The sequence below is a fragment of the Micromonospora sp. A200 genome, from assembly GCF_029893845.1.
GTDB lineage: Bacteria > Actinomycetota > Actinomycetes > Mycobacteriales > Micromonosporaceae > Micromonospora > Micromonospora purpureochromogenes.
Map to the genome: position 1 here is coordinate 44,993 of NZ_JARXXY010000015.1, position 21,573 is coordinate 66,565.

Here is a 21,573-nt window from a genome sequence, read left to right on the forward strand (position 1 = left end):
ACCGCCCACCACACCGTCACCGCCCGCACTGCTCTCCGCATGTCCGCAGCATGCCCGCATCGACCACCGGCCGACCCGGACAGCGCGTCCGCTGTGGACGACGGGGCCGCCCTGTGGACAACGCCCACCAATCGAGTCGATCTGCTAGGCGACGGGGGCGGAGCCGGCCGCGCCGGCACCCGACCGGCGGGCGCGTGGGACGCGGCCGCGAGCCGCGCCGGCACCGGGCCGGTGGAGCGGCGCGACGACTAGGCTGGGCCCACGCGCCGAGGGCAGATACCGGGGAGGCCGCCGTGACCAGCGTGGACGATGTGAGCCGCCCCTCCCGGGTGGCCGGGCCGGACGAGGCGATCAGCGCCGAGGAGCTGCAACTGGCCGCCCGCAACCACGGCATCCCGTTGGAGGCGTTGCGCTACGACGTCACCCCGGCCGGCCTGCACTATCTGCTGATCCACTACGACATCCCGGACGTCGACCCGGCCGGCCACGCGCTGACCGTCGACGGGGCGGTACGCCTGCCGCTCATCCTCGGGCTGGACGAGCTGCGCTCGCGCCCCCGGGTGACCCGGCAGGTGACGCTTGAGTGCGCCGGCAACGGTCGGGCGCTGCTGCACCCGCGTCCGGTGAGCCAGCCCTGGCTGGTGGAGGCGGTCGGCAACGCCGAGTGGACCGGCACGCCGCTCGCGCCGCTACTGCGTGAGGCCGGCATCGCGCCCGAGGCGGTCGACGTCGTCTTCACCGGGGCCGACCACGGCGTCGAACGCGGTGTCGAGCAGGACTACCAGCGGGCCCTCCCGGTCGCCGACGCGCTGCGGGAGGAGGTGCTGCTGGCGTACGAGATGAACGGCGCTCCCCTGCTGCCGCAGCACGGCGCGCCGCTGCGGCTGATCGTGCCCGGCTGGTACGGCATGGCGCACGTGAAGTGGCTGCGCGGCATCACCGTGCTGACCGAGGAGTTCGACGGCTACCAGAACGCGGTGGCCTACCGGCTGCGCCGGGACGCCGACGATCCGGGCGAGCCGGTGACCCGGATCGAGCCGCGCGCCCTGGTCCGCCCGCCGGGGTTCCCGGACTTCATGACCCGCACCCGGGTGCTGCGTCCCGGGCCGTGCACGGTGGACGGTCGGGCCTGGTCCGGGCACGCGCCGATCACCTCGGTGGAGGTGACCACCGACGGCGGGGCGACCTGGGCAGCGGCCATCGTGGACCCGCCGCGCGGCGGGGACTGGTCCTGGCGGCGCTGGCGGTACGAGTGGTCGCCGCAGCCGGGCCGGTACGTCCTCGGCGCCCGGGCCACCGACGCGTCGGGGCGGACCCAGCCGGTCGAGCAGCCGTGGAACCGGGGCGGGTTCGCCAACAACCTGGTCCAGCGGGTCGAGGTCGCGGTCCTCGCGGACTGACCCGCGAGGCGGCGCGCCACGGCAGCGCCGGACGCGTACGGCACTACCGGGGCGACGCGGGCAGCCGTGGCGGGCGGAATGCCCGGCGCCAGGAGGCAGGCGGCAGGTCGGGGGAAGAGGTCGGGCGGGCCGGCGGGTGGGGGTTGCCGGTGGGAAGAGCGGTGCGTCAGCCGCCGAAGCCGGAGTCGGCGGGGAGGGAGATGTCGGGCTTCTCCAGCTCCTCGACGTTGACGTCCTTGAAGGTCATCACCCGGACGTTCTTCACGAAGCGGGCAGGGCGGTACATGTCCCACACCCAGGCGTCGTGCATCTCGACCTCGAAGTAGACCTCGCCGTCGGAGTTGCGCACGTGCAGGTCGACCTGGTTGGCGAGGTAGAAGCGGCGTTCCGTCTCCACCACGTAGGAGAACTGGCGGACAATGTCGCGGTACTCCCGGTAGAGCTGCAGCTCCATCTCGGTCTCGTACTTCTCGAGATCTTCCGCGCTCATCGCACTCCGCCTTCCATGACCACATCTTCCCCCACCGGCGCCGGAGGCCGAGGCTGCTCGCCCAACGCCACGCCGACGGTACCCCCTGACGCGTCGAAGCGCTCCATCGGCTCGGACGCGGGCCCGACGACGGGCCGTCGGGACCGCGGCGGACGGCCGGCGCGGCCGGACACGGCGGCCACGTTGACGTACGAGAACCGGTGCTCCACGCAGGGGCCGCGCTCGCGCAGCGCCTCGCTGTGCTCGGGCGTGATGTACCCCTTGTGCTCGGCGAAGCCGTAGCCCGGGTACTGCCCGTCCAGCTCCACCATCAGCCGGTCCCGGGTGACCTTGGCCAGCACGCTGGCCGCCGCCACGCAGGCCGCCACCCGGTCGCCCTTCCACACCGCCAGCCCCGGGACGTCCAGCCCGTCCACGCCGAAGCCGTCGGTCAGCACGTACTCCGGCCGGGTGGTCAGCGACGCCAGCGCCCGGCGCATCGCCGCGACGTTGCACACGTGCAGGCCCCGGGCGTCGACCTCCTCGGCCGGGATGATCACCACCGCGTACGCCAGGGCGCGGGCGACGACCTCCTCGTACACCCGTTCCCGGCTGGCCGGGGTGAGCAGCTTGGAGTCGGCCAGCCCGTCGATCTCACCGCGCCGCCCCTCGGGCAGCACCGCGGCGGCGGCGACCAGCGGCCCGGCGCAGGCGCCCCGGCCGGCCTCGTCGGCGCCGGCGACGTGCCGGAAGCCGCGCCGTTGCAGGGCCCGTTCCAGGGCGTAGAGCCCACCTTCGCGACGCACCACCGTGCGCGGGGGCGTCAGCACGGCGCGCCCCCGCTGGGGTCGGTCAGGGCCCGGGTCAGCACGGCGGGCAGGTCCTCCGGGTAGTAGCGGTCGCCGGTCGCGGTCAGTTCGTCGACCGACCACCAGCGGTGCCCCGAGACGCTGGCCCGCTCGATGTCGGTGAAGCCCGTGGTGTCCACCTCCCAGCCCGCCACCCGGACCAGGAAGAACTCCTGCTCCTGCCGGTACCAGACGCCGTCGAAGGGGAACTCGACCGTCTCGGACCAGACCGGCGCGCCCAGCTCGCCCGGGTCCAGCCGCAGCCCGGTCTCCTCGGCCAGCTCCCGGGCGGCGGCCTGGGCGGGCGTCTCCCCCGGGTCCAGCCCGCCGCCCGGGGTGAACCAGTACCGGTGCTCGGGACGGGACGGGTCCCAGCCGCTGAAGAGCAGCACCCGGCCGCCCGCGTCGACGAGCAGCACCCGGGCCGCGCGGCGAGGGGTGTAGACGGTCACCGCCCCAGCCTGCCAGACGCCGGTGACGAACTGCCACGCCCGGGGGCCGGCCGCGGGTCCGCTACGGGTTGGGGATGGCGTCGAACTGCTCGGGTACGGTGAGCCAGGTGGCCCGGTCCACCGGCCAGAACACGGTGAAGGCCCGCCCGACCACCTGGTCCTCGCGGATGGTGGCGCTGTCGATGTTCCGACCGGACTGCTGCCAGTGCTCCAGGGAGTCGCCGGAGGCGGAGCGGTGGTCGCCCATCACCCAGAGCCGCCCCGCCGGCACGGTGATGTCGAACTCCTGATCGGCCGGCTTGTCCCGCTCGCCGTTGGCCGAGAAGATGTACGGCTCGTAGAGCGGCTTGCCGTTGATCACCAGCTTGTCGTCGTCGCAGCAGACCACGTGATCGCCGCCGACGCCGATCACCCGCTTGATGAAGTCCTCGCCGTCGGGGTTGCCGCTCCACTCGGTCGGCGCCTTGAAGACGACGACCTCGCCGCGGTGCGGTGACCGGAAGTCGTAGACCAACTTGTTGACCAGCACCCGATCGTCGATCTGAAGGGTGTTCTCCATCGACGGGGACGGGATGAAGAAGGTCTGCAACACGAAGTAGCGGACCAGCACCGCCACCAGGATCGCCACGCCCAGGAGGATGGGCAGTTCCTTCCAGAAGGAACTGCGGGGCTTGTCGGTCTGCTCGTCAATCACGGGTGGAGCCTACGTCCCCGGGCGCGGGCCGATCGTCCGGAACGCGCGACAACGGACATCAGGGTCACCGCCGGGAGGACGAGAGCGACACCGCCCACCGGGGTCGGTTCGGCCGGTGGCGGGGCGGCCGGGGCGGCGGCCGGCCGGGCGAGCCCGTCGAAGGTCTCCGGCACCGACAACGAGGTCCACCGCTGGGACGGCCAGACCACCATGAACGCCCGGCCGACCACGTTGTCGATCGGCACCGGGCCCTGGCAGCGGGCGTCCTGCGAGACCAGTCGGTGGTCGCCCATCACGAAGATCTGGCCGGGCGGCACGACCACTTCCTCGAAGCGCCGGGACCGGCACTCGCGGGCGTTGGGCGGCACGTCCAGCGGCGAGTTGCGGATCACGTACGGCTCGTCCAGGGGGGTGCCGTTGACCAGCACGCGCCCCTGGTCGTCACAGCACTTCACCCGGTCGCCGGGTACGCCGATGACCCGCTTGATGAAGTCCTTCTCGCCCGGGCGGCTGACCCCGACCAGGTCGCCGAACGTCCGCCCGACCTTGTCGGCGAAGCCGGGCTCGGGCTCCTGGACCTCCTGCGGGACCCACCGGTCGGTGCCCCGGAAGACCACGACCTCGCCGCGCACCGGGTCGCGCACGTCGTAGACGACCTTGTTGACCAGCACCCGGTCGCCGATGAGGAGGGTGTCCTCCATCGAGCCGGAGGGGATGAAGAAGGCCTGGAGCAGGAAGGTGCGGATCAGCACGGCCAGACAGAAGGCGACGACCAGCAGCAGCGGGAGTTCCTGCCAGAGCGGCATCTGTCGACGGGTGCGCCGGGTCCGCCGGCGCCACGGATCGACTGTGCCGTCCTCGTCAAGCACCTGCACCACGCCACTCCCCGGTCCGCAGAAACGACACTACCGCCCGGGGGCCTCGTCGAGGCCCCACGGGCGGTAGTGGACATTCGCACGCCGTGACCAGCGTCGCGGCGTCGCTGCCCCGCTGCGCCCGTACGACCAGGGTAATGCGATCTGGTCGATACGACACCCGCGCAGCTCAGGCGGCGTGGCGAGCGGGAAGTCAGCTGGGCTGCTTCTCCCGCTTCTCCTTGATCTTGGCCTTCTTGCCGCGCAGCTCGCGCAGGTAGTAGAGCTTGGCGCGACGCACGGCACCGCGGGTCACGACCTCGATCCGGTCGATGCCCGGGCCGTTGAGCGGGTACGTCCGCTCCACGCCGACCCCGAAGCTGACCTTGCGGACCGAGAAGGTCTCGCGCAGACCGTCACCCTGGCGGCGGATGACGACGCCCTGGAAGATCTGGACACGGGACCGGTTGCCCTCGACGACCCGCGCGTGCACCTTGACGGTGTCACCGGCACGGAAGTCGGGGAGGTCGGTCCGCTTCGACTGGGCGTCAAGGGCGTCCAGGATGTTCATCGCTGCGTCCTCGTGAGGCTCACGGCGCACCGTGACTCGGTGCGCGGATGGGTGATTCTGATCCCCGGGTGGTGGTCGGCGGGCCGACCCCGGTCGAGGATCCTCGCAACCGCCCGCGGGCGCGGGTGGATGCGGCAACCCCCCTACTTTGCCACATCCCCCGGCGGCAGCTGAAATCCGGCCCGGTCCAACGCGGCGACGTCCCGTTTGTCCAGGCTCTCCGAGGGCAGCGCGGCGATCATGTCGGGCCGCCGGGCGGCGGTACGGGCCAGCGCCTCGTCGCGCCGCCACCGGGCGATCCGCCCGTGGTCGCCGGAGCGGAGCACCTCCGGCACCTCGTGCCCACGCCAGGTCGCCGGCTTGGTGTACATCGGGGCCTCCAGCAGCCCGTGCGCGTGCGACTCCTCGTCCAGCGAGCCGGCGTTGCCGAGCACCCCGGGCAGCAGTCGGGTGACCGCCTCCAGGATCACCAGCACCGCCGCCTCGCCGCCGAAGAGCACGTAGTCGCCGAGGGAGACCTCGGTGACCCGCATCCGGGTGGCGGCGTGCTCCAGCACCCGCTGGTCGATGCCCTCGTACCGGCCGCAGGCGAAGAGCAGGTGCGACTCGGCGGCCAGTTCGTGGGCCATGGCCTGGGTGAACCGGACGCCGGCCGGCGACGGCACCAGCAGCCGGGGCAGGGTGTGCCCGTCGGGGCTGAGCTCGTCGGGGGCGAGGGCGTCGAGCGCCTCGCCCCAGGGCTCCGGCCGCATGACCATGCCCGGGCCGCCGCCGTAGGGCGTGTCGTCGACCGTGCGGTGCACGTCGTGGGTCCAGCTCCGCAGATCGTGTACGGCCAGCCGCAGCGTCCCGTTCTCCCGGGCCCGGCCGATCAGCGACAGGTCCAGCGGGGCGAAGTACTCCGGGAAGATCGACACGACGTCGACGCGCATGGGGGTGGCTCCGGTCTCAGAGGTCGAGCAGACCGGCCGGCGGGTCGACCACGACGCGACCGCCGGCGAGATCGACCTCGGGGACGATCGCCTGGACGAAGGGGATCAGCGCGGTACGCCCCTCGGGGCGACGCAGGACCAGCAGGTCGGAGGCGGGGGCGTGGTCGATCCGGGCCACCTCGCCCAGGTGCTCGCCGGCCGGGGTGACCACGGCGAGACCGACCAGCTGGTGGTCGTGGAACTCCTCGGGGTCCTCCGGCGGCGCGACGTCGGCGCTGTCCACGCCGAGCAGGGTGCCGCGCAGCGCCTCGGCGACCTCGCGGTCGAGAATGCCCTCGAAGGCGACCAGCATCCGGCCCTGGTGCCAGCGGGCCGCCTCGATGGTCAGCTCGGCCGGGACCGTGAAGGGCACCCCGGGGCCGGGGGCGGGGTTGGCCGGGGCGGTCGCCCCCGGCTCGGTCCGAAGAACCGTGCCGGGGGCGAAACGCGCTTCGGGCTCGTCAGTCCGCACCTCCACGGTGACCTCACCGCGGATGCCGTGCGGTTTGCCGATCCTGCCGACGATGAGCAGCATCAGTACGAGTCGACGATGTCGACGCGTACTCCGCGTCCACCGATGGAGCCGATCACCTGGCGCAGTGCCTTGGCGGTCCGGCCGGACCGCCCGATCACGGTGCCGAGGTCCTCGGGGTGCACGCGGACCTCGAGCCGCTTGCCCCGACGGGAGTCGACCATCCGGACGCGCACGTCGTCCGGGTGGTCCACGATGCCCTTGACCAGGTGCTCCAGCGCGGGACGCAGCGGCATGTCAGGCCTGCTCACCGGCGTCGGCAGCAGCGGCCGGGGCCTCGGCCGGAGCCTCGGTCTTCGGGGCCTCGGCCGGAGCCTCGGCCTTCGGCGCCTCGGTCTTCGGAGCCTCGGCCTTGGCGGCCTTCTTGGCCGGCTTGGCCGGGGTCTCCGGAGCCAGGCCGGCGGCGGCCTTCGCCTCGGCCTCGTACGCCGCCTTGCGGTCGGCACGCTCGGGGGCGACCTTCAGCGGCGGCGGGGCCGGCAGGCCCTTGAACTTCTGCCAGTCACCGGTCAGCTCCAGCAGACGCTGCACCGCCTCGCTCGGCTGCGCGCCGACGGAGAGCCAGTACTGGACCCGGTCCGACTTGACCTCGATCACCGAAGGGTCTTCCTTCGGCTGGTACACGCCGACGAACTCGATCGCGCGACCGTCGCGCTTGGTGCGCGAGTCGGCGATGACGATGCGGTACTGCGGGTTGCGGATCTTGCCCATCCGCAGGAGCCGGATCTTTACGGCCACAGTTGTTTCGCTCCTGTTGCGATCTCACCGGCCCGGTACGGGCGGTGCACGGGTGAGCGCCGACCGGCACAGTGGGGTTGGGCCGGAGACAGCTCGGTGGACTGGCGACACGCCCGGGTTAGAGGGCGCCGGACGTGCGCCGGATACCAGCGACCCATTCTGCCAGATCCGGCGCCGATCTCTCACACCGGACCCGGACATGTCACCCGACGCGGCGTGGCGGTGACGCGGAACACGGTCAGCGGACCGGCGGACGGTCCCAGCCGGGCGGCAGTTCGTCGGGTACGTCCCAGTCCGGCGGCGGGACGAAGTCGCACCAGGTGCCGTCGAACGGGAACTCCCCCGCCTCGGCCCGGGCGATCACCCGCTCCCCCTCGGCCCGTACCGCCGCCTCGTCGGCCACCCAGTAGTTGTCGCCGAAGGCGAGCCGCTCGGCGAACTCCTCCTCGTCCTTCCACCGCCAGCTGTGGTCCGGGTACACCACCACGTCGAGGTCCTGGTCCACCACATCGACCCCGGCGACCTGGCCGTCGTCCCAGCGGACGCCCGGCTCCTCCAGGTTGACGTACCAGTTGGCGAACCGGCCCCGCGCGTCGGAGAACCACCAGACCGAGTGGGCCGCCCCGGTGGGCAGGAACTTCAGCAGCGGCGGGCCGCTCCACCGGCCGCGCGCCAGCCGGTACGACGAGGAGATCCACTCGGCGAAGGGCATCGCCCGCATCCCCAGGCCGGCCTCGGTGACCTCGTGGGCGACCGGGGTGTCCCGGGCGATCCAGATCAGCAGTCCGCGCTCGTCGTCGCTGACCACCCGGCCCGGCCGGACCCAGCCGATCCGGCCGTGCCGCACGTTGCGGTGCATGATCAGACGACCCGGCGCGAACCGGTCGGCGGGACCGTCGGGGCGCACCTCAGTAGGCGCGGGCGAGGATGGCGATGAGGTCCGACTCGTCCTCCGAGTCGGGCACCGAGCCGTCGGCGCGGAGCAGGCAGCGCACGGTGACGCCCTGACCGTTCGCCTCGGCCTCACCCGCCACGCCGACCGCCGACCACGGCACCTTGGCCCAGCCGGTGGCCGCCGCCTCGATCGCCTCGGCCAGCGTCGACACCTCGACGGTGCGGGACTCGCGGTGCGCGAGGGCCTGGTCGTGCAGCACCCGCTGGTCGGCCTCCAGGGCGGCCAGCACCGCGCCGACCACGTCCGCCACCGGGGTGGGGGCCTTCGAGCCGTCCGTACGCCGGACCACGACCGCGTTGCCGGCCGCCAGGTCGCGGGGGCCGACCTCGACGCGTACCGGATAGCCGCGCAGCTCGGCGTCGACGGCCCGGCGGCCGAACGCGGTGTCGGTGCGGTCGTCCAGCGCGACCCGGACGCCGGCGTCCCGCAGGCCGTCACGGAGCTTGGCCGCCGCCTCGGCGACGCCCTCGCCGTCCTTGACGATCATCACGTACGCCTGAACCGGCGCCAGCTTCGGCGGCACCCGCAGGCCGTTGTCGTCGCCGTGGGCCATGATCAGGCCGCCGAGCATCCGGGTCGAGGTGCCCCAGGAGGTCGTCCAGGCGTGCTCCCGGCCGCCCTCGGCGGAGGAGTAGCTGATGTCGAAGGCCTTGGCGAAGTTCTGCCCCAGCTCGTGGCTGGTGCCGAGCTGCAGGGCCTTGCCGTCGCCCATCATGCCTTCGCAGGTGTACGTGGCGGTCGCGCCGGCGAAGCGCTCCCGGGCGGTCTTCAGACCGACCACCACCGGGATGCCGAGCACATTGACCATCAGGTCCTCGTACGCCTCGTGCAGGATCCGCCGCGCGTAGGCGCGGGCATCCTCGCGGGTGGCGTGCGCGGTGTGCCCCTCCTGCCAGAGGAACTCGCTGGTCCGCAGGAAGATCCGCGGGCGCAGCTCCCAGCGGACCACGTTGGCCCACTGGTTGAGCAGCAGCGGCAGGTCCCGGTACGAGTCGATCCACTTGGCCATGAATTCGCCGATCACCGTCTCGCTGGTGGGGCGTACCACCACCGGCTCGGCGAGCTGCTTGCCGCCACCGTGGGTGACGACGGCGAGCTCCGGCGAGAAGCCCTCGACGTGCTCGGCCTCGCGCTTCAGGTAGCTCTCCGGGATGAAGAGCGGGAAGTACGCGTTCTCCGCGCCGGCCGCCTTGATCCGGGCGTCCATCTCGGCCTGCATCCGCTCCCAGATGGCGTAGCCGGCCGGTCGGATGACCATGGTGCCGCGGACCGGGCCGTTGTCGGCCAGCTTCGCCTTGGCGATCAGGTCCTGGTACCAGCGGGGAAAGTCCTCCGCACGGGGAGTGAGCACGCGTGCCATGACCGCACATCCTAGGCGGCGTCCGCCCCGCCGCTGCGCCCGGGAGGCGGCGCGCCGCGTCCGCGTCGCCGCGCGGCCCGGCGGCCATGGGCCTGGGACCGGTGGTGCGGGCGCGGGGCCCGCCGGGCGGACGTCGGGCCGAGCGGGCGATCGTAGACTTCGACCACCATGGTTGAGCTGAGGGATTCCGCCCGGCAGCGGCTGCGCGACACGATCGTCGACGCCGCTCGCGCGCAGACCGTCGCGTCCGGCTGGGACGGGGTACGGATGGGTGGGGTGGCGGCCGCGGCCGGGGTCAGCCGGCAGACCGTCTACAACGAGTTCGGCAGCAAGGCGGGGCTGGCCGAGGCACTCGCCCGGCGCGAGGTGGACCGGTTCGTCGCCGACGTCCGCGCGGCCCTGCGCGAGCACGGCGCCGACGTGCGGGCCGGCGCGTACGCGGCCATCTGGCACACGCTGACCGAGGCGGCCGGCAACCCGCTGATCAAGGCGATCCTGACCAGCGCGCGGGGCGGCTCGGACGCGCTGCTGCCGTACCTGACCACCCGCGCCGAACTGGTGCTCACCGAGGCCTCCGGCGCCCTGCTGGACTGGGCGGGCGACCACCTGCCCGCCGCCGATCCGGCGGCCCTGGCCTTCGCGGCCGACACCGTCGTCCGCCTCGTGGTCAGCCACATCGTCCTGCCCCGCGCCCCCATCGACCAGACCGCCTCCTCCCTGGCCGACCTCGCCCTCCACCTCTTCCTCACCGCGGCAACCCCCTGACCCGGGGTCCCGCCCTCCCCCACCCCACCCCAAGATCGGCGTGCACTTTCACGGAATGAGTGGCCAAGCGGCCCGGAATAGCCACGCTTTCCGTGAAAGTGCACGCCGGGGCGGGTTGGGGGCGCTCGGGGCGGGGCGGGGTCAGGGGAGGGGGTGGCCGCGGAGGATGGTGCGGGAGGGGGTGCGGATTACGCGCAGGTCGCGGCGGGGGTCCTCGGGGTAGACGGTGAGGTCGGCGAGGCCGCCCTCGACCAGGCCGGGGAAGCCGAGCCAGGCGCGGGCGCCCCAGGAGGCGGCGGCGAGGACGTCCGTGGCGGACATGCCGGCCTGCTCGTGCAGGAGCAGCATCTCCTCGGCGGCCAGCCCGTGGTCGATGCCGCCGCCCGCGTCGGTGCCGACGTAGATCGGCACGCCGGCCTCGTACGCGGCCCGGACCACCTCCGGGAAGCGGTCGCGCAGGGTGAGCATGTGGTCGGCGTACCCGGGGAACCTGGCCCGGGCCTGGTCGGCGATGCCGCCGAAGGTCCGAATGTTGATCATCGTGGGGATCAGCGCGGTGCCCTGCCGGGCCATCAGGTCGACCAGGTCGAGGCTCAGGCCGGTGCCGTGCTCCACCGAGTCCACCCCGGCGCGCACCATGATCTCCACCGCCGCCTCGGAGAAGGTGTGCACGGCGGCCCGGGCCCCGGCGGCGTGCGCGGCCGCGACGGCCGCGGTCATCGTGTCGGCGTCCCAGGAGGGCGCCAGGTCGCCGACGCCGCGGTCGATCCAGTCGCCGACCAGCTTGACCCAGCCGTTGCCGGCGGCGGCCTGGGCCGCCACCGTCGCGGCCACCTCCGCCGCGCCGACCTCCACGCCGATGTCGCGCAGGTAGCGCTTCGGCGGGGCGACGTGCCGCCCGGCGCGGGCCAGGCGCGGCAGGTCCGGCTCGTCGTCGAGTTCCGGGTACGGGAACGGCGAGCCGGCGTCCCGGATGGCGAGCACCCCGGCGTCCCGGTCGATCCGGGCCAGCTCGCGGGCCTGGTCGAGCGAGGTGATCGGGGAACCGCCCCGGGCGATGCCGATGTGGCAGTGCGCGTCGACCAGTCCGGGCAGCACGTACCCGCCGTCCACCACGGTCTCGGCGCCGGGCACCGGTTCGAAGGTGACCCGGTCGCCGACCAGCCAGAGATCCCGGACCTCGTCGTCCGGCAGGAGCACACCGCGCACATGCAGAGCCATGTGCACAGTCCTACCCGATCACCTCCCGCCGTGCCGCGCCGGGCCGGAGCCGCCCCGGCGGTCACCCCGGCAGGCTCACCCGGATGGGGTGGGGCGGCCTCACCCGGTGCTGGTGGACGGTGGTCGGACCCCGAGAGGTCAGGGAGGAAAGATGGCTGTCCGGACGACGGTACGTCCCTCGCCCACGGACGAGGTCCCGCTGCACCCGGCGTACGGCTACTTCTTGCGCCGCCAGCGGCACCCGATCGGCGTCCGCGGCGGGCCGCGGCGCGCCCCGCGCGGGTTCCACCTGAGCGACGCCGACCAGCGGCAGGTCCGGGCGGCGTACGAGCTGCGCATGCGGCAGTTGGCCCGCGCGGTGGTGACGGCCGGCCGGCAGCCGGGCGACGCGACGGAGAATCTGGTCGGGCAGTTGGAACAGCGGATCGACGCGCTGGTGCACCGGGCCGGTTTCGCGCCCTCGGTCGACGCGGCGCGGGATCTCGTCGCCCACAACACCTTCACCGTCGACGGTGGCAAGGTCAACCGGTCCTCGTACCTGGTCCAGCCGGGGCAGACCATCCAGGTGCGCCCGGACCGGCAGTGCCGCGCGCCGGTCGCCATCGCCGTGGCGGAGCACGCCGGGGGCGACGCGCCGCCGTACCTGGACGTCAGCTCGGAGCGGCTCACCGCGACCCTGACCCGGGAGCCGCAACGGCAGGAGGTGCCCGCGCTGCGGGACATCCCCCTCGCCGTCCACCCCGACGAGGAGGTCGCGCGATGAGCATGCCGATTCCGAACGACCGACGGGTGCCCAACTACCTGCGGCAGAGTGGCCGGCCGCACCTGACGCCGCGGCAGCGGCGCCGCGTCGAGCACAAGGAGGCGCGGCGGGAGAGCCTGCTGGGTCAGCGTCCACCGAAGCGGTCGCGGGGCCGGTGACCCGGGGCCGGGTGGCGGTAGCGGCCGCCGCCCGGCCGACCCGACGGACCCCGGGTGCCGGCGACGGAGGCCGGCCCCCACCCTTCGTGCCCTCACGCTTGTTCTTCGGCGACGTGCTCGCCTTGCGCCGGCCACCACCCGGGCAGGCTCCAGTAACGCCCCCGTCTGCTTCATCATCTTCTGCGCGTCGGCAGAGCGGTTGAGCAGGCGCAAGCCGCCGACCACCTCCACCCAGCCGTTGCCGGCGGCGGCCTGCGCCATCACCGTCGCGGCCACCTCCGCCGCGCCGACCTCCACGCCGATGTCGCGCAGGTAGACCTGCGGCGGGGCGACCTGCCGCCCGGCACGGGCCAGTCGCGGCAGATCCGGCTCGTCGTCGAGTTCCGGGTACGGGAACAGCCAGCCAGCGTCCCGGATGGCGAGCACCCCCGCGTCCCGATCGGTACGGGCCAGCTCGCGGGCCTCGTCGTGCGAGCTGATCGGGGCGCCGCCGGGAGCGATGCCGCTGTGGCAGCGCGCATCGACCAGGCCGGGCAGCACCAACCCGTCGTCCACGACGGCCTCCGCGTCGGGGCACCGGTTCGAAGGTGACCCGGTCGCCGACCGGCCACAGATCCCGAACCTCGTCGTCCGGCGGCCACGCCGCGGACCCGCCAGGGCATCCGTCCTCCGTCTCGACGTCAGAAGTGGTGCCGCGATCAATCTTCCCGTCTTCCCGAGTCCGGGTCACCCCAACAGCCCCGATTCCGCACGGTAGCCGGAAGAGCACGCTAAGAGACGAACAGTTGATTGACAGATTTATTTATTTAAGCATGCCTTGATGAAAAGATCCTTCGTCGCCAGGATGCTGCGAAAGCGCCCGCACCTCAGGGCTCGCACAGTTTCGCCTCACAAAGGAGCGTCGAGACAGTGGCATCACGACGATGGCGTACGGCAGCGGCCGGCCTGGCGGCCGGCCTCCTCCTCCCGATCGGCGCCGGCGCACCACCCGCCGCCGCCCGCCCCGATCAGACCCCCGAAAAGGCCGAAGCCGAGGCGGTGGCCGCGAAGGTCGACAAGAAGGTCACCAGCCGGCTGGCCAAGGACGGCAAGTCGAGTTTCTGGGTCTTCCTGGAAAGCAAGGCCAACCTCTCCGGCGCGGCCAAACTGCGCCACAAGGCCGACAAGGCCGCGCACGTCTACCGGATCAAGACCGAGCACGCCAACCGCAGTCAGGCCGGCCTGCGCTCGATGCTCGCCTCGCGGGGCGCCGACTTCACCCCCTTCTGGCTGGCCAACACGATCAAGGTGACCGGTGACGCCGACCTGCTCGGCGACATCGCTGTACGCTCCGACGTCGCCGAGATCCTCGCGGACGACCCGGTACACCTCCCCGAACCACTGCCCGGCGAGGTCGTCCCCAGCACCGACGCGGTGGAGTGGAACATCGACCGCATCGGCGCCCCCCGGGTGTGGAACGAGCTGGGCGTACGCGGTGAGGGCATCGTGGTGGCAAACATCGACAGCGGGGTGGACGCCACCCACCCGGCCGTTGCGGCCAGCTACCGGGGCCGCAACGGTGATGGATCGACCAACCACAACTACAACTGGTTCGACCCGGCCGACGTCTGCCCCACCGCGGCACCGTGCGACAACAACGACCACGGCACGCACACGATGGGCACGATGGTCGGCGCGGACGGCGCGAACGTGATCGGCGTGGCCCCCGGGGCGAAGTGGATCGCCGCCAAGGGCTGCGAGACCAACAGCTGCTCGCGGGCGTCGCTGCTCGCCGCCGGCCAGTGGATCGTCGCGCCCACCGACCTCACCGGCGCGAACCCTCGCCCCGACCTCGCCCCCGACGTCGTGAACAACTCCTGGGGCTCCAGCGCCTACGACCCGTGGTACACCGAGACCGTCTCGTCGTGGCTGGCCGCCGGCATCTTCCCGGCCTTCTCCAACGGCAACAGCGGCCCGAGCTGCAACACCTCCGGCAGCCCCGGGTCGTACACCATCAGCTACAGCTCCGGCGCGTTCGACGTGAACAACGCGATCGCGAGCTTCTCCAGCCGGGGCTCCGGCGAGAACGGCGACATCAAGCCGAACATCGCGGCGCCGGGCGCCAACGTCCGCTCGTCCGTGCCAGGCGGCTACGCGTCCTTCAGCGGTACCTCGATGGCCTCGCCGCACACCGCGGCGACTGTGGCGCTGATGTGGTCGGCCTCGCCGGCCATCCAGGGTGACATCACCGAGACCAGGCGCATCCTGGACGACACCGCCATCGACGTCAACGCCCTCACCTGCGGTGGGACGGTGGACGACAACAACGTCTTCGGCGAGGGTCGGCTCGACGCGTACGCGGCGGTCAACGCCACCCCCCGGGGCGCGCTCGGCGCGCTCGCCGGCCAGGTCACCTCGGGCGGGAACGCGCTGGCCGGGGCCAGCGTGACGGTCACCGGCCCGATGGGCCGGACCACCACCACCGCCGCCGACGGGTCGTACGGGTTCGACCGGTTGATGGTCGGCGACTACACCGTCTCGGTCAGCAAGTTCGGCTACCTGACGGCGACGAGGTCGGTGACGGTCACCGAGAACCAGTCCGTCGAGGCGGACATCACCGTCGAGCAGGCCCCGTCGGCCACGCTCAGCGGCACGGTGACCACTTCGGCCGGTCCGGCCGGCGGCGCGAGCGTCACCATCCTCGGCACCCCGCTGTCCGCGACCGCGGACGCGCAGGGTCGCTACCTGGTGAGGGTGCCGCACGGTCAGTACGACGTCCGTTTCGCCCACGCCTACCGCTGCGCCGACGTGGTGACCCGGCCGGCGACGGTCAACGCGGACACCGTCCTGGACGTCGGCATGCCCGACCGGGTGGACGCCTTCGGTTACGCCTGCGGCGGGGCCGGCGGTTCCTTCGTCGGCGGCACGGAGCTGATGCCGTTGACCGGGGACGACCGGGCCAGCGCCGTCACGCTGCCCTTCCGGGTGCCGCTCTACGGCGGGTCGTACCGGGACGCCTGGGTGAGCACCAACGGCGTGCTCGGCTTCGGCACCTCGTCGACCAGCCGCGCCAACACCGCCCTGCCGAACACCACCAACCCGGACCTCGCGCTCTTCCCGTTCTGGGACGACCTCTACGTGGAGGCCGACTCGGGCATCTACACCGCCGTCACCGGGGTCAAGCCGCACCGCTCCTTCGTGGTGGAGTGGCGCAACGTCTCCCTCTTCAGCGACCGCTCGACGCGACTGACCTTCAGCGCGGCCATCGGCGAGGACGGCTCGATCACCTACCGGTACCGGGACATCGCCGGCACCGGCCCGGGAACCGGCACCGGCGCGACGATCGGACTGGAGAACGTCGACGGCACTGTCGGGTTCGAGTACTCGTACAACACCGCGGCGGTCGCCGACGGCACCGTGATCGCGTTCCGCACCACCCGCAACGGCGTGCTGACCGGTGTGGTCACCGACGGCAACGACGGGCAACCGGTGGTCGGTGCGACGGTGACCGCCCGGGTGGGCGGGGCGACCGCGACGGAGACCACGGAGGCAGATGGCTCGTACCTGATCCAGGCCCCGGCCGGCGCAGTCGAGCTCAGCGTCGCGAAGGAGCATTACGAGAGCGCCAATGCCGCGGTCACGGTGGCGGCCGGCGGGGCGGAGGTCCGCTCGGCGGCGCTGCGCACCGCCCGGGTCGGCACCCCGGTCACCGAGCTGGCCGTCGTCGCCCCGGCGGCGCAGACCCGGGCCCGGGAGATCGGCCTGAGCAACACCGGGACGCTCGGTACCGAGTTCACGGTCACCGAGCTCAACGCCGACGGAGTGCCGCAGGACATCGGCTGGCTGAGCCTCTCCGGCGCCAGCGGCACGCTGGCCAGCGGCGGCCGACACACCGTCGGCGTGGCGGTCAGCACCGCCGGCCTGGCACCGGGGACCTACCACCGGGCCAAGGTGCGGGTCGCCTCGGCCAGCGGCCGCCAGCCCGTCCTGGTCATCCCGGTCACCCTGGTGGTGCCGAGCTACGCCCTGGCGATCAACGCGGGAGCGCAGGCGGGACGGACGGACGTGGAGGGCCAGACGTGGTCGCCCGACCAGCCGTGGGCCGCCGGCGGCGCGGGGTATCTGGGCAACTCCAACCGGCAGTCGACCAGCAGCCCGATCACCGGGACCAATGATCCGGCCCGCTTCGCCGATCTGCGGGAGGGGATGTACGAGTACCGCGTCGACGGGCTCGGTGACGGCGTCTACACCGTCGAGCTGGACTTCGCCGAGGTACGCCGACAGGCCCCCGACAAGCGGGTCTTCGACGTGCTGCTCGAAGGCCAGGAGGTGCTGCCGTCGCTCGACGTGGCCGGTGAGGTGGGCAGTCTCGCCGCACTCACCAGGTCGTACACCGTGCGGGTGACCGACGGCCAGCTCAACGTGCGGTTCGTGACGCACAAGGGCTACGGCCAGCCGATCCTGAACGCGCTGCGGGTGACGAACCGCCCGGACCTGGTGTCCTGATCAACCGGTGGCGTGGGGCCCGGCCGTACTCCGGTCGGGCCCCACGACTGCCGCCGCGCGTCAACGGGGGCGGTTGTCGCCCTTGCCGAGCTTGTTGAAGTCGATCTTCGGGAGCTTGAAGCCCGGCGGCAGGCCCTGGCCGCCGGCCAGGTCACCCGGGTCCAGCCCCGGCGGAAGCTGCGGCATGCCGCCCGGGAAGCCGCCCGGCAGCCCGGCGCCCGCCCCGGTACGCGGCCGACCGCCGCCCTTGGTGCCCTTGCGCTTGTTCTTCGGCGACTTGGTCGCCTTGCGCCGGCCCGCGCCGGGCAGGCCCATCATGCCGCCCATCTGCTTCATCATCTTCTGCGCGTCGGCGAAGCGGTTGAGCAGCTGGTTGACGTCCATCACGGTCATGCCCGAGCCGGTCGCGATGCGGGCCCGGCGGGAGCCGTTGATGATCTTCGGGTTGGTGCGCTCGGCCGGGGTCATCGACCGGATGATCGCGGTGACCCGGTCGAAGTGCTTGTCGTCCAGCTCGGCGAGCTGGTCCTTCATCTGCCCCATGCCGGGCATCATGGCCAGCACGTTGGCGATCGGGCCCATCCGGCGGACCGCGATGAGCTGGTCGAGGAAGTCCTCCAGGGTGAACTGCTCGCCGCCCATCAGCTTGGCGGTCATCTTCTCCTTCTGATCGGAGTCGAAGGCCTGCTCGGCCTGCTCGATCAGAGTGAGGACGTCGCCCATGCCGAGGATCCGGCTGGCCATCCGGTCGGGGTGGAAGACGTCGAAGTCCTCCAGCTTCTCGCCGGTGGAGGCGAAGAGGATCGGCTGCCCGGTGACCTCCCGGACGGAGAGCGCGGCGCCACCGCGGGCGTCGCCGTCGAGCTTCGACAGCACCACGCCAGTGATCCCGACGCCGTCGCGGAACGCCTCGGCGGTGCGGACCGCGTCCTGACCGACCATGGCGTCGACGACGAAGATGACCTCGTCCGGGTCGACCGCGTCACGGATGTCGGCGGCCTGCTGCATCATCTCGGCGTCGATGCCGAGGCGGCCGGCGGTGTCGACGATGACGATGTCCCGGGCGGCCCGCCGGGCGTGCTCGATCGAGGCGCGCGCGACCTGCACCGGGTCGCCGGTGCCGTTGCCGGGCTCCGGGGCGTACACCTCGACGCCGGCGCGGCCACCGAGCACCTGGAGCTGCCCGACGGCGTTGGGGCGCTGGAGGTCGGCGGCGACCAGCAGCGGCTGGTGACCCTGGGCCTTGAGCCAGCGGGCCAGCTTGCCGGCGAGGGTCGTCTTACCGGAACCCTGGAGGCCAGCCAGCATGATCACGGTCGGCGGCTGCTTGGCGAACTGGAGCCGCCGCCCCTCGCCGCCGAGGACGTTGACCAGCTCCTCGTTGACGATCTTGACGATCTGCTGCGCCGGGTTGAGCGCCTCGGAGACCTCCGCGCCGCGGGCGCGCTCCTTGAGGTTGGCGATGAAGCCCTTGACCACGGGCAGCGCGACGTCCGCCTCCAGCAACGCCATGCGGATCTCGCGCGCGGTGGCATCGATGTCGGCGTCGGTGAGCCGACCCTTGCCGCGGAGCTTGGTGAAGATCCCGGACAGGCGGTCACTCAAGGTGTCAAACACGCGAACATCCCGTTTGTCAGTGTTACGGCGGGCACAACGCGGCCGGGTGCAGGAACCGGCCACCGCAAGGGTAGCCCGCCGCCCGCACCCGCGCCCGCGCCGTGGCAGCCACCGATCCCCACGGCGACGCCGGGCTGCCCGGCTACCGGCCTCCGGCGACCAGGACCTCACGGATCGTCCGCAGCAGGATCTTGAAATCCAGCCACAGCGACCAGTTCTCGATGTAGTAGTTGTCGAAGCGCGCCCGATCGGAGATCGGGGTGTCGCCGCGCAGACCGCTGACCTGAGCCAGCCCGGTGAGACCGGCGGGGACGCGGTGACGCCACGAGTAGTGGCTGTGGGCGGCGGAGAACACCTCCACGAAGTGCGGCCGCTCCGGACGCGGGCCGACCAACGTCATGTCGCCCCGCAGGATGTTCCACAGCTGGGGCAGCTCGTCGAGCGACGTCCGCCGCAGGAAGCGCCCCACGGGCCCTACCCGGCTGTCGTTCGCCACCGACCAGGTGGTCTGCGACTCGGCCTCGCTGGCCGGACGCATGGAACGGAACTTCAGGACCTCGAAGAGCTTGCCGTGCCGACCCACCCGCTGCTGACGGAAGAGGACCCCGGGCCCGCCTTCGATCCGCACCGCCAAGGCACAGAGGGCAAGGACCGGAGCGAGCGCGAGGAGCGCCAGAGCGCTGAAGACGACATCGACCGATCGCTTGAGGCCCCACCGCCAGCCGCTCAACCGAGGCGGGCGGATCCGCATCACCGGGATCGCCCCGATGTGGTCCGGCCTCGCGGTCTGGGTCTGGAACTGGTGCATCCGCGGCACGACGAGGATGTCGTACGTGGTGACCATCGCCTGGCGGAGGAGCCCCGCAAACCGGCTGTCGGTGATGTTCGGATCGGCGATGAGCAGCACGTCAGCCTTGGCCCGCGCCATCGTCGCGGTGAGGTCGTCCAGGTCACCGAGGTGCGTCAGGTCGTGCACCGCGTGATCGGCGCGGTGCGGGTTGTCGACGTAACCCACGACCCGCAGCCCGTACTGGGGGTAGCGGGCCAGCACCTCGGCCAGGTCCGCCGCGACGGGGCCGCTGCCGACGAGGATGGTCGCGTGACCGACTATCCGTCGCCGGCGGCCCATCATGATCGTCCACATCGCAAGGCCTCGCCCGACGAGCAGCAGCACGACCATGACCGCGGCCGCGCGTAGCAGACTTCCGAAGTTGGCGAAGCTCTCGTGCCGAAGGGCCGCGATGAAGGCGACCAGCGCCGCTGCCACGAGGAAACGGCTGAGGATCACCGGCGCCTCGTCGAGGATCGACAGGTGCAGGCGGGATCGGTAGAGACCGCCGGAGGCCAGCAGGGCGATGGTCAGGAGACCCATGACCGTCAGGCCACGCCAGTGATCGGCGTTGAAGGGCACCGGAGCCAACATGAGGACGAGGTCCACGGGCAGTACGAGCATCCAGGCCCGGAGATAGCCGATCGTCGCCCGCTCGGGAGCTGTGGCCGGTGGCGGTTGGATGCCGTCTCCCCGTAGCCCGCCGGGTGGTATCCGCAGGTCGAGAGTCTCCGCATCGACCGCGCCCCGGCTCATCAGCACGGGAGGCATGAACACAGTCGTCGACAAGCTTGTCTGTCCAGAACCCACCTTGTGCGTCTCCCCCGCGAATGGCACGTCGATCCGCGGGCCTGAGCCACGCGTCATTGTGACGAGCGCCGCCGGGGACGTGCACGTTACTCCATATGCGAATCTCCCCGCATGCAGCGCTCGTGATCCTAACCCGGACAGGAGCCGCCGCCAGCAGCGAAAAGTCGGACCCCCGTGGGCTGTTCGGTGGACCGGTTATCCGCCCCGCAGGCGGATCTGGAACGAGTTTTCGATGCCGCGGTGAAATCCATTACGGACTGTGCTCATTCGACTACCCCGCGCGATAGATGCATGTGCCTGGCTTCACTCCCCGGCGGCTGCGGCCCGCACGGTAGGTATCCTTCTCCCTGCTGGCCGTGGCGATGGGGGAAGGTCTGCAATGGGGGGCATCATTCACGTGTGCACCGGGAACCAGGCCCGGTCACCAATTGCCCTGCGGCTGATGGAGGCCGGCCTCCGGGACCGATACGGCCGGGCAGCCGAATCGATCTTTGTGACGAGCGGCGGCACCCAGGGACCGCCCGACCGGCCGATGCAGCCCTTCGCCATTGCCGAACTCGAACGCCGCGGTTTGCCCGCGGACCATTTCGTCTCACAATTGCTCGACCTGGACGCGGTGGCACGCGCGCACCTCGTCCTCACCGCCACTCGCAAGCATCGTGACGAGGTTGTCGCCCAGGTGCCCAAGGCCCTCCCTTACACGTTCACCTGGCGAGAACTGGCGTGGCTGGTGCGCGGGCTCAAACCCGACGAGGTGCCCGGGCGCTACGCGGTCGAACGGGCGGCCAACCTGGCTCTGGTGGTCAAGCAGCGGCGCGGTTACCTGCAGCCGCTGCCGCCCGAAAGCTTCGACATCGCCGATCCCATGGGTGGCACCCGACAGGACTACCGCGTCGCGGCGGACCAGATCGAAGAGGCAATCGAGACGATCCTGGGTGTGGTGTAGCTCTGGGCCCTTTTCATCGTGACCATGCTGGTAACGATGAAAAGGGCTCATTGGGCGACGATGGCCGCTTCGGTCACGGGAAGCAGCGGCGGCGAGTCGATGACGACGATCATGCCCGACTGCTCGAGCGACTTT

General features: G+C 72.0%; 21 protein-coding genes and 1 pseudogene. 6 read left to right on the forward strand and 16 right to left on the reverse strand.

Annotated elements, in window-relative coordinates; all coding sequences use genetic code 11:
- Nucleotides 1-293: 293 nt before the first annotated feature.
- Complete coding sequence (locus tag M2302_RS16325) at nucleotides 294-1,400, forward strand: sulfite oxidase (RefSeq protein WP_280838756.1); 1,107 nt, start codon at nucleotides 294-296, stop codon at nucleotides 1,398-1,400.
- A gap of 166 nt (nucleotides 1,401-1,566) precedes the next feature.
- Here the strand turns inward: M2302_RS16325 and M2302_RS16330 are convergent, their stop codons facing one another.
- The 12 genes from M2302_RS16330 to proS all read right to left on the reverse strand — a co-directional run bounded on the left by M2302_RS16330 (nucleotide 1,567) and on the right by proS (nucleotide 9,844).
- Nucleotides 1,567-1,890 (reverse strand): DUF2469 domain-containing protein, encoded by a 324-nt coding sequence (locus tag M2302_RS16330; protein WP_007075222.1) that lies wholly within the window; start codon nucleotides 1,888-1,890, stop codon nucleotides 1,567-1,569.
- On the reverse strand, nucleotides 1,887-2,699 hold the full coding sequence (locus tag M2302_RS16335; protein ID WP_280838757.1) for a ribonuclease HII: 813 nt from the start codon (nucleotides 2,697-2,699) through the stop codon (nucleotides 1,887-1,889). Before M2302_RS16335 ends, M2302_RS16330 begins: the two co-directional genes overlap by 4 nt.
- Nucleotides 2,693-3,169 carry an NUDIX domain-containing protein gene (locus M2302_RS16340; protein ID WP_280838758.1) on the reverse strand — a complete coding sequence of 159 codons (477 nt, stop codon included), beginning with the start codon at nucleotides 3,167-3,169 and terminating at the stop codon, nucleotides 2,693-2,695. Before M2302_RS16340 ends, M2302_RS16335 begins: the two co-directional genes overlap by 7 nt.
- A 61-nt stretch (nucleotides 3,170-3,230) precedes the next feature.
- Nucleotides 3,231-3,863, reverse strand: a complete 633-nt coding sequence (gene lepB, locus M2302_RS16345; RefSeq protein WP_280838759.1) for a signal peptidase I — start codon at nucleotides 3,861-3,863, stop codon at nucleotides 3,231-3,233.
- Complete coding sequence (gene lepB / locus M2302_RS16350; RefSeq protein ID WP_280838760.1) at nucleotides 3,860-4,741, reverse strand: signal peptidase I; 882 nt, start codon at nucleotides 4,739-4,741, stop codon at nucleotides 3,860-3,862. Before lepB (M2302_RS16350) ends, lepB (M2302_RS16345) begins: the two co-directional genes overlap by 4 nt.
- A 190-nt stretch (nucleotides 4,742-4,931) precedes the next feature.
- A complete protein-coding gene (gene rplS, locus M2302_RS16355; RefSeq protein WP_088991045.1) occupies nucleotides 4,932-5,288 on the reverse strand; it encodes a 50S ribosomal protein L19 in 357 nt (118 codons plus the stop codon).
- 143 nt (nucleotides 5,289-5,431) lie between these two features.
- Nucleotides 5,432-6,220 carry a tRNA (guanosine(37)-N1)-methyltransferase TrmD gene (trmD, locus tag M2302_RS16360; RefSeq protein ID WP_280838761.1) on the reverse strand — a complete coding sequence of 263 codons (789 nt, stop codon included), beginning with the start codon at nucleotides 6,218-6,220 and terminating at the stop codon, nucleotides 5,432-5,434.
- Nucleotides 6,221-6,236: 16 nt separating this feature from the next.
- On the reverse strand, nucleotides 6,237-6,791 hold the full coding sequence (gene rimM / locus M2302_RS16365) for a ribosome maturation factor RimM (RefSeq protein ID WP_238449763.1): 555 nt from the start codon (nucleotides 6,789-6,791) through the stop codon (nucleotides 6,237-6,239).
- Nucleotides 6,792-6,793: 2 nt separating this feature from the next.
- Nucleotides 6,794-7,054 (reverse strand): RNA-binding protein, encoded by a 261-nt coding sequence (locus M2302_RS16370; protein ID WP_172862164.1) that lies wholly within the window; start codon nucleotides 7,052-7,054, stop codon nucleotides 6,794-6,796.
- Entirely contained in the window at nucleotides 7,029-7,529 is a 501-nt protein-coding gene (gene rpsP / locus M2302_RS16375; protein WP_280838762.1) for a 30S ribosomal protein S16, read from the reverse strand. Before rpsP ends, M2302_RS16370 begins: the two co-directional genes overlap by 26 nt.
- 238 nt (nucleotides 7,530-7,767) lie before the next feature.
- On the reverse strand, nucleotides 7,768-8,388 hold the full coding sequence (locus M2302_RS16380) for a DUF402 domain-containing protein (protein ID WP_280838847.1): 621 nt from the start codon (nucleotides 8,386-8,388) through the stop codon (nucleotides 7,768-7,770).
- Nucleotides 8,389-8,437: 49 nt separating this feature from the next.
- A complete protein-coding gene (gene proS, locus M2302_RS16385) occupies nucleotides 8,438-9,844 on the reverse strand; it encodes a proline--tRNA ligase (protein WP_280838763.1) in 1,407 nt (468 codons plus the stop codon).
- 168 nt (nucleotides 9,845-10,012) lie between these two features.
- Here proS and M2302_RS16390 point away from each other — a divergent pair, with 168 nt between their 5' ends.
- Nucleotides 10,013-10,609, forward strand: coding sequence for a TetR family transcriptional regulator (locus M2302_RS16390; protein ID WP_280838764.1), 597 nt, complete (start codon nucleotides 10,013-10,015; stop codon nucleotides 10,607-10,609).
- A gap of 141 nt (nucleotides 10,610-10,750) precedes the next feature.
- Here the strand turns inward: M2302_RS16390 and M2302_RS16395 are convergent, their stop codons facing one another.
- Nucleotides 10,751-11,830, reverse strand: coding sequence for an amidohydrolase family protein (locus M2302_RS16395; RefSeq protein WP_280838765.1), 1,080 nt, complete (start codon nucleotides 11,828-11,830; stop codon nucleotides 10,751-10,753).
- Nucleotides 11,831-11,981: 151 nt separating this feature from the next.
- Between M2302_RS16395 and rpsD the strand changes: the two genes are divergently transcribed.
- Together rpsD and M2302_RS16405 are read left to right on the forward strand one after the other, a co-directional pair.
- The gene (rpsD, locus tag M2302_RS16400) at nucleotides 11,982-12,593 is read left to right on the forward strand and encodes a 30S ribosomal protein S4 (protein WP_280838766.1); all 612 of its coding nucleotides are present in this window, start codon (nucleotides 11,982-11,984) and stop codon (nucleotides 12,591-12,593) included.
- Nucleotides 12,590-12,751 (forward strand): hypothetical protein, encoded by a 162-nt coding sequence (locus M2302_RS16405; RefSeq protein WP_280838767.1) that lies wholly within the window; start codon nucleotides 12,590-12,592, stop codon nucleotides 12,749-12,751. The genes rpsD and M2302_RS16405 overlap by 4 nt, the downstream gene beginning before the upstream one ends.
- Nucleotides 12,752-12,967: 216 nt before the next feature.
- On the opposite strand, the pseudogene M2302_RS16410 reads toward M2302_RS16405, so the two are convergent.
- A pseudogene (locus tag M2302_RS16410) lies at nucleotides 12,968-13,413 on the reverse strand (amidohydrolase); the annotation flags it as partial.
- A gap of 247 nt (nucleotides 13,414-13,660) precedes the next feature.
- On the opposite strand from M2302_RS16410, the gene M2302_RS16415 reads away from it, so the two are divergent.
- Entirely contained in the window at nucleotides 13,661-17,236 is a 3,576-nt protein-coding gene (locus M2302_RS16415; RefSeq protein ID WP_280838768.1) for a S8 family serine peptidase, read from the forward strand.
- 60 nt (nucleotides 17,237-17,296) lie between these two features.
- Here M2302_RS16415 and ffh read toward each other — a convergent pair whose 3' ends face one another.
- Nucleotides 17,297-18,853, reverse strand: coding sequence for a signal recognition particle protein (ffh, locus tag M2302_RS16420; protein WP_280838769.1), 1,557 nt, complete (start codon nucleotides 18,851-18,853; stop codon nucleotides 17,297-17,299).
- Between the two features lie 142 nt (nucleotides 18,854-18,995).
- Nucleotides 18,996-20,453, reverse strand: coding sequence for a sugar transferase (locus tag M2302_RS16425; RefSeq protein ID WP_280838770.1), 1,458 nt, complete (start codon nucleotides 20,451-20,453; stop codon nucleotides 18,996-18,998).
- A 418-nt stretch (nucleotides 20,454-20,871) separates the two neighbouring features.
- On the opposite strand from M2302_RS16425, the gene M2302_RS16430 reads away from it, so the two are divergent.
- Nucleotides 20,872-21,438: a hypothetical protein gene (locus tag M2302_RS16430; RefSeq protein ID WP_280838771.1), complete on the forward strand. Its 567-nt coding sequence runs from the start codon at nucleotides 20,872-20,874 to the stop codon at nucleotides 21,436-21,438.
- The last annotated feature ends 135 nt before the right edge of the window (nucleotides 21,439-21,573 follow it).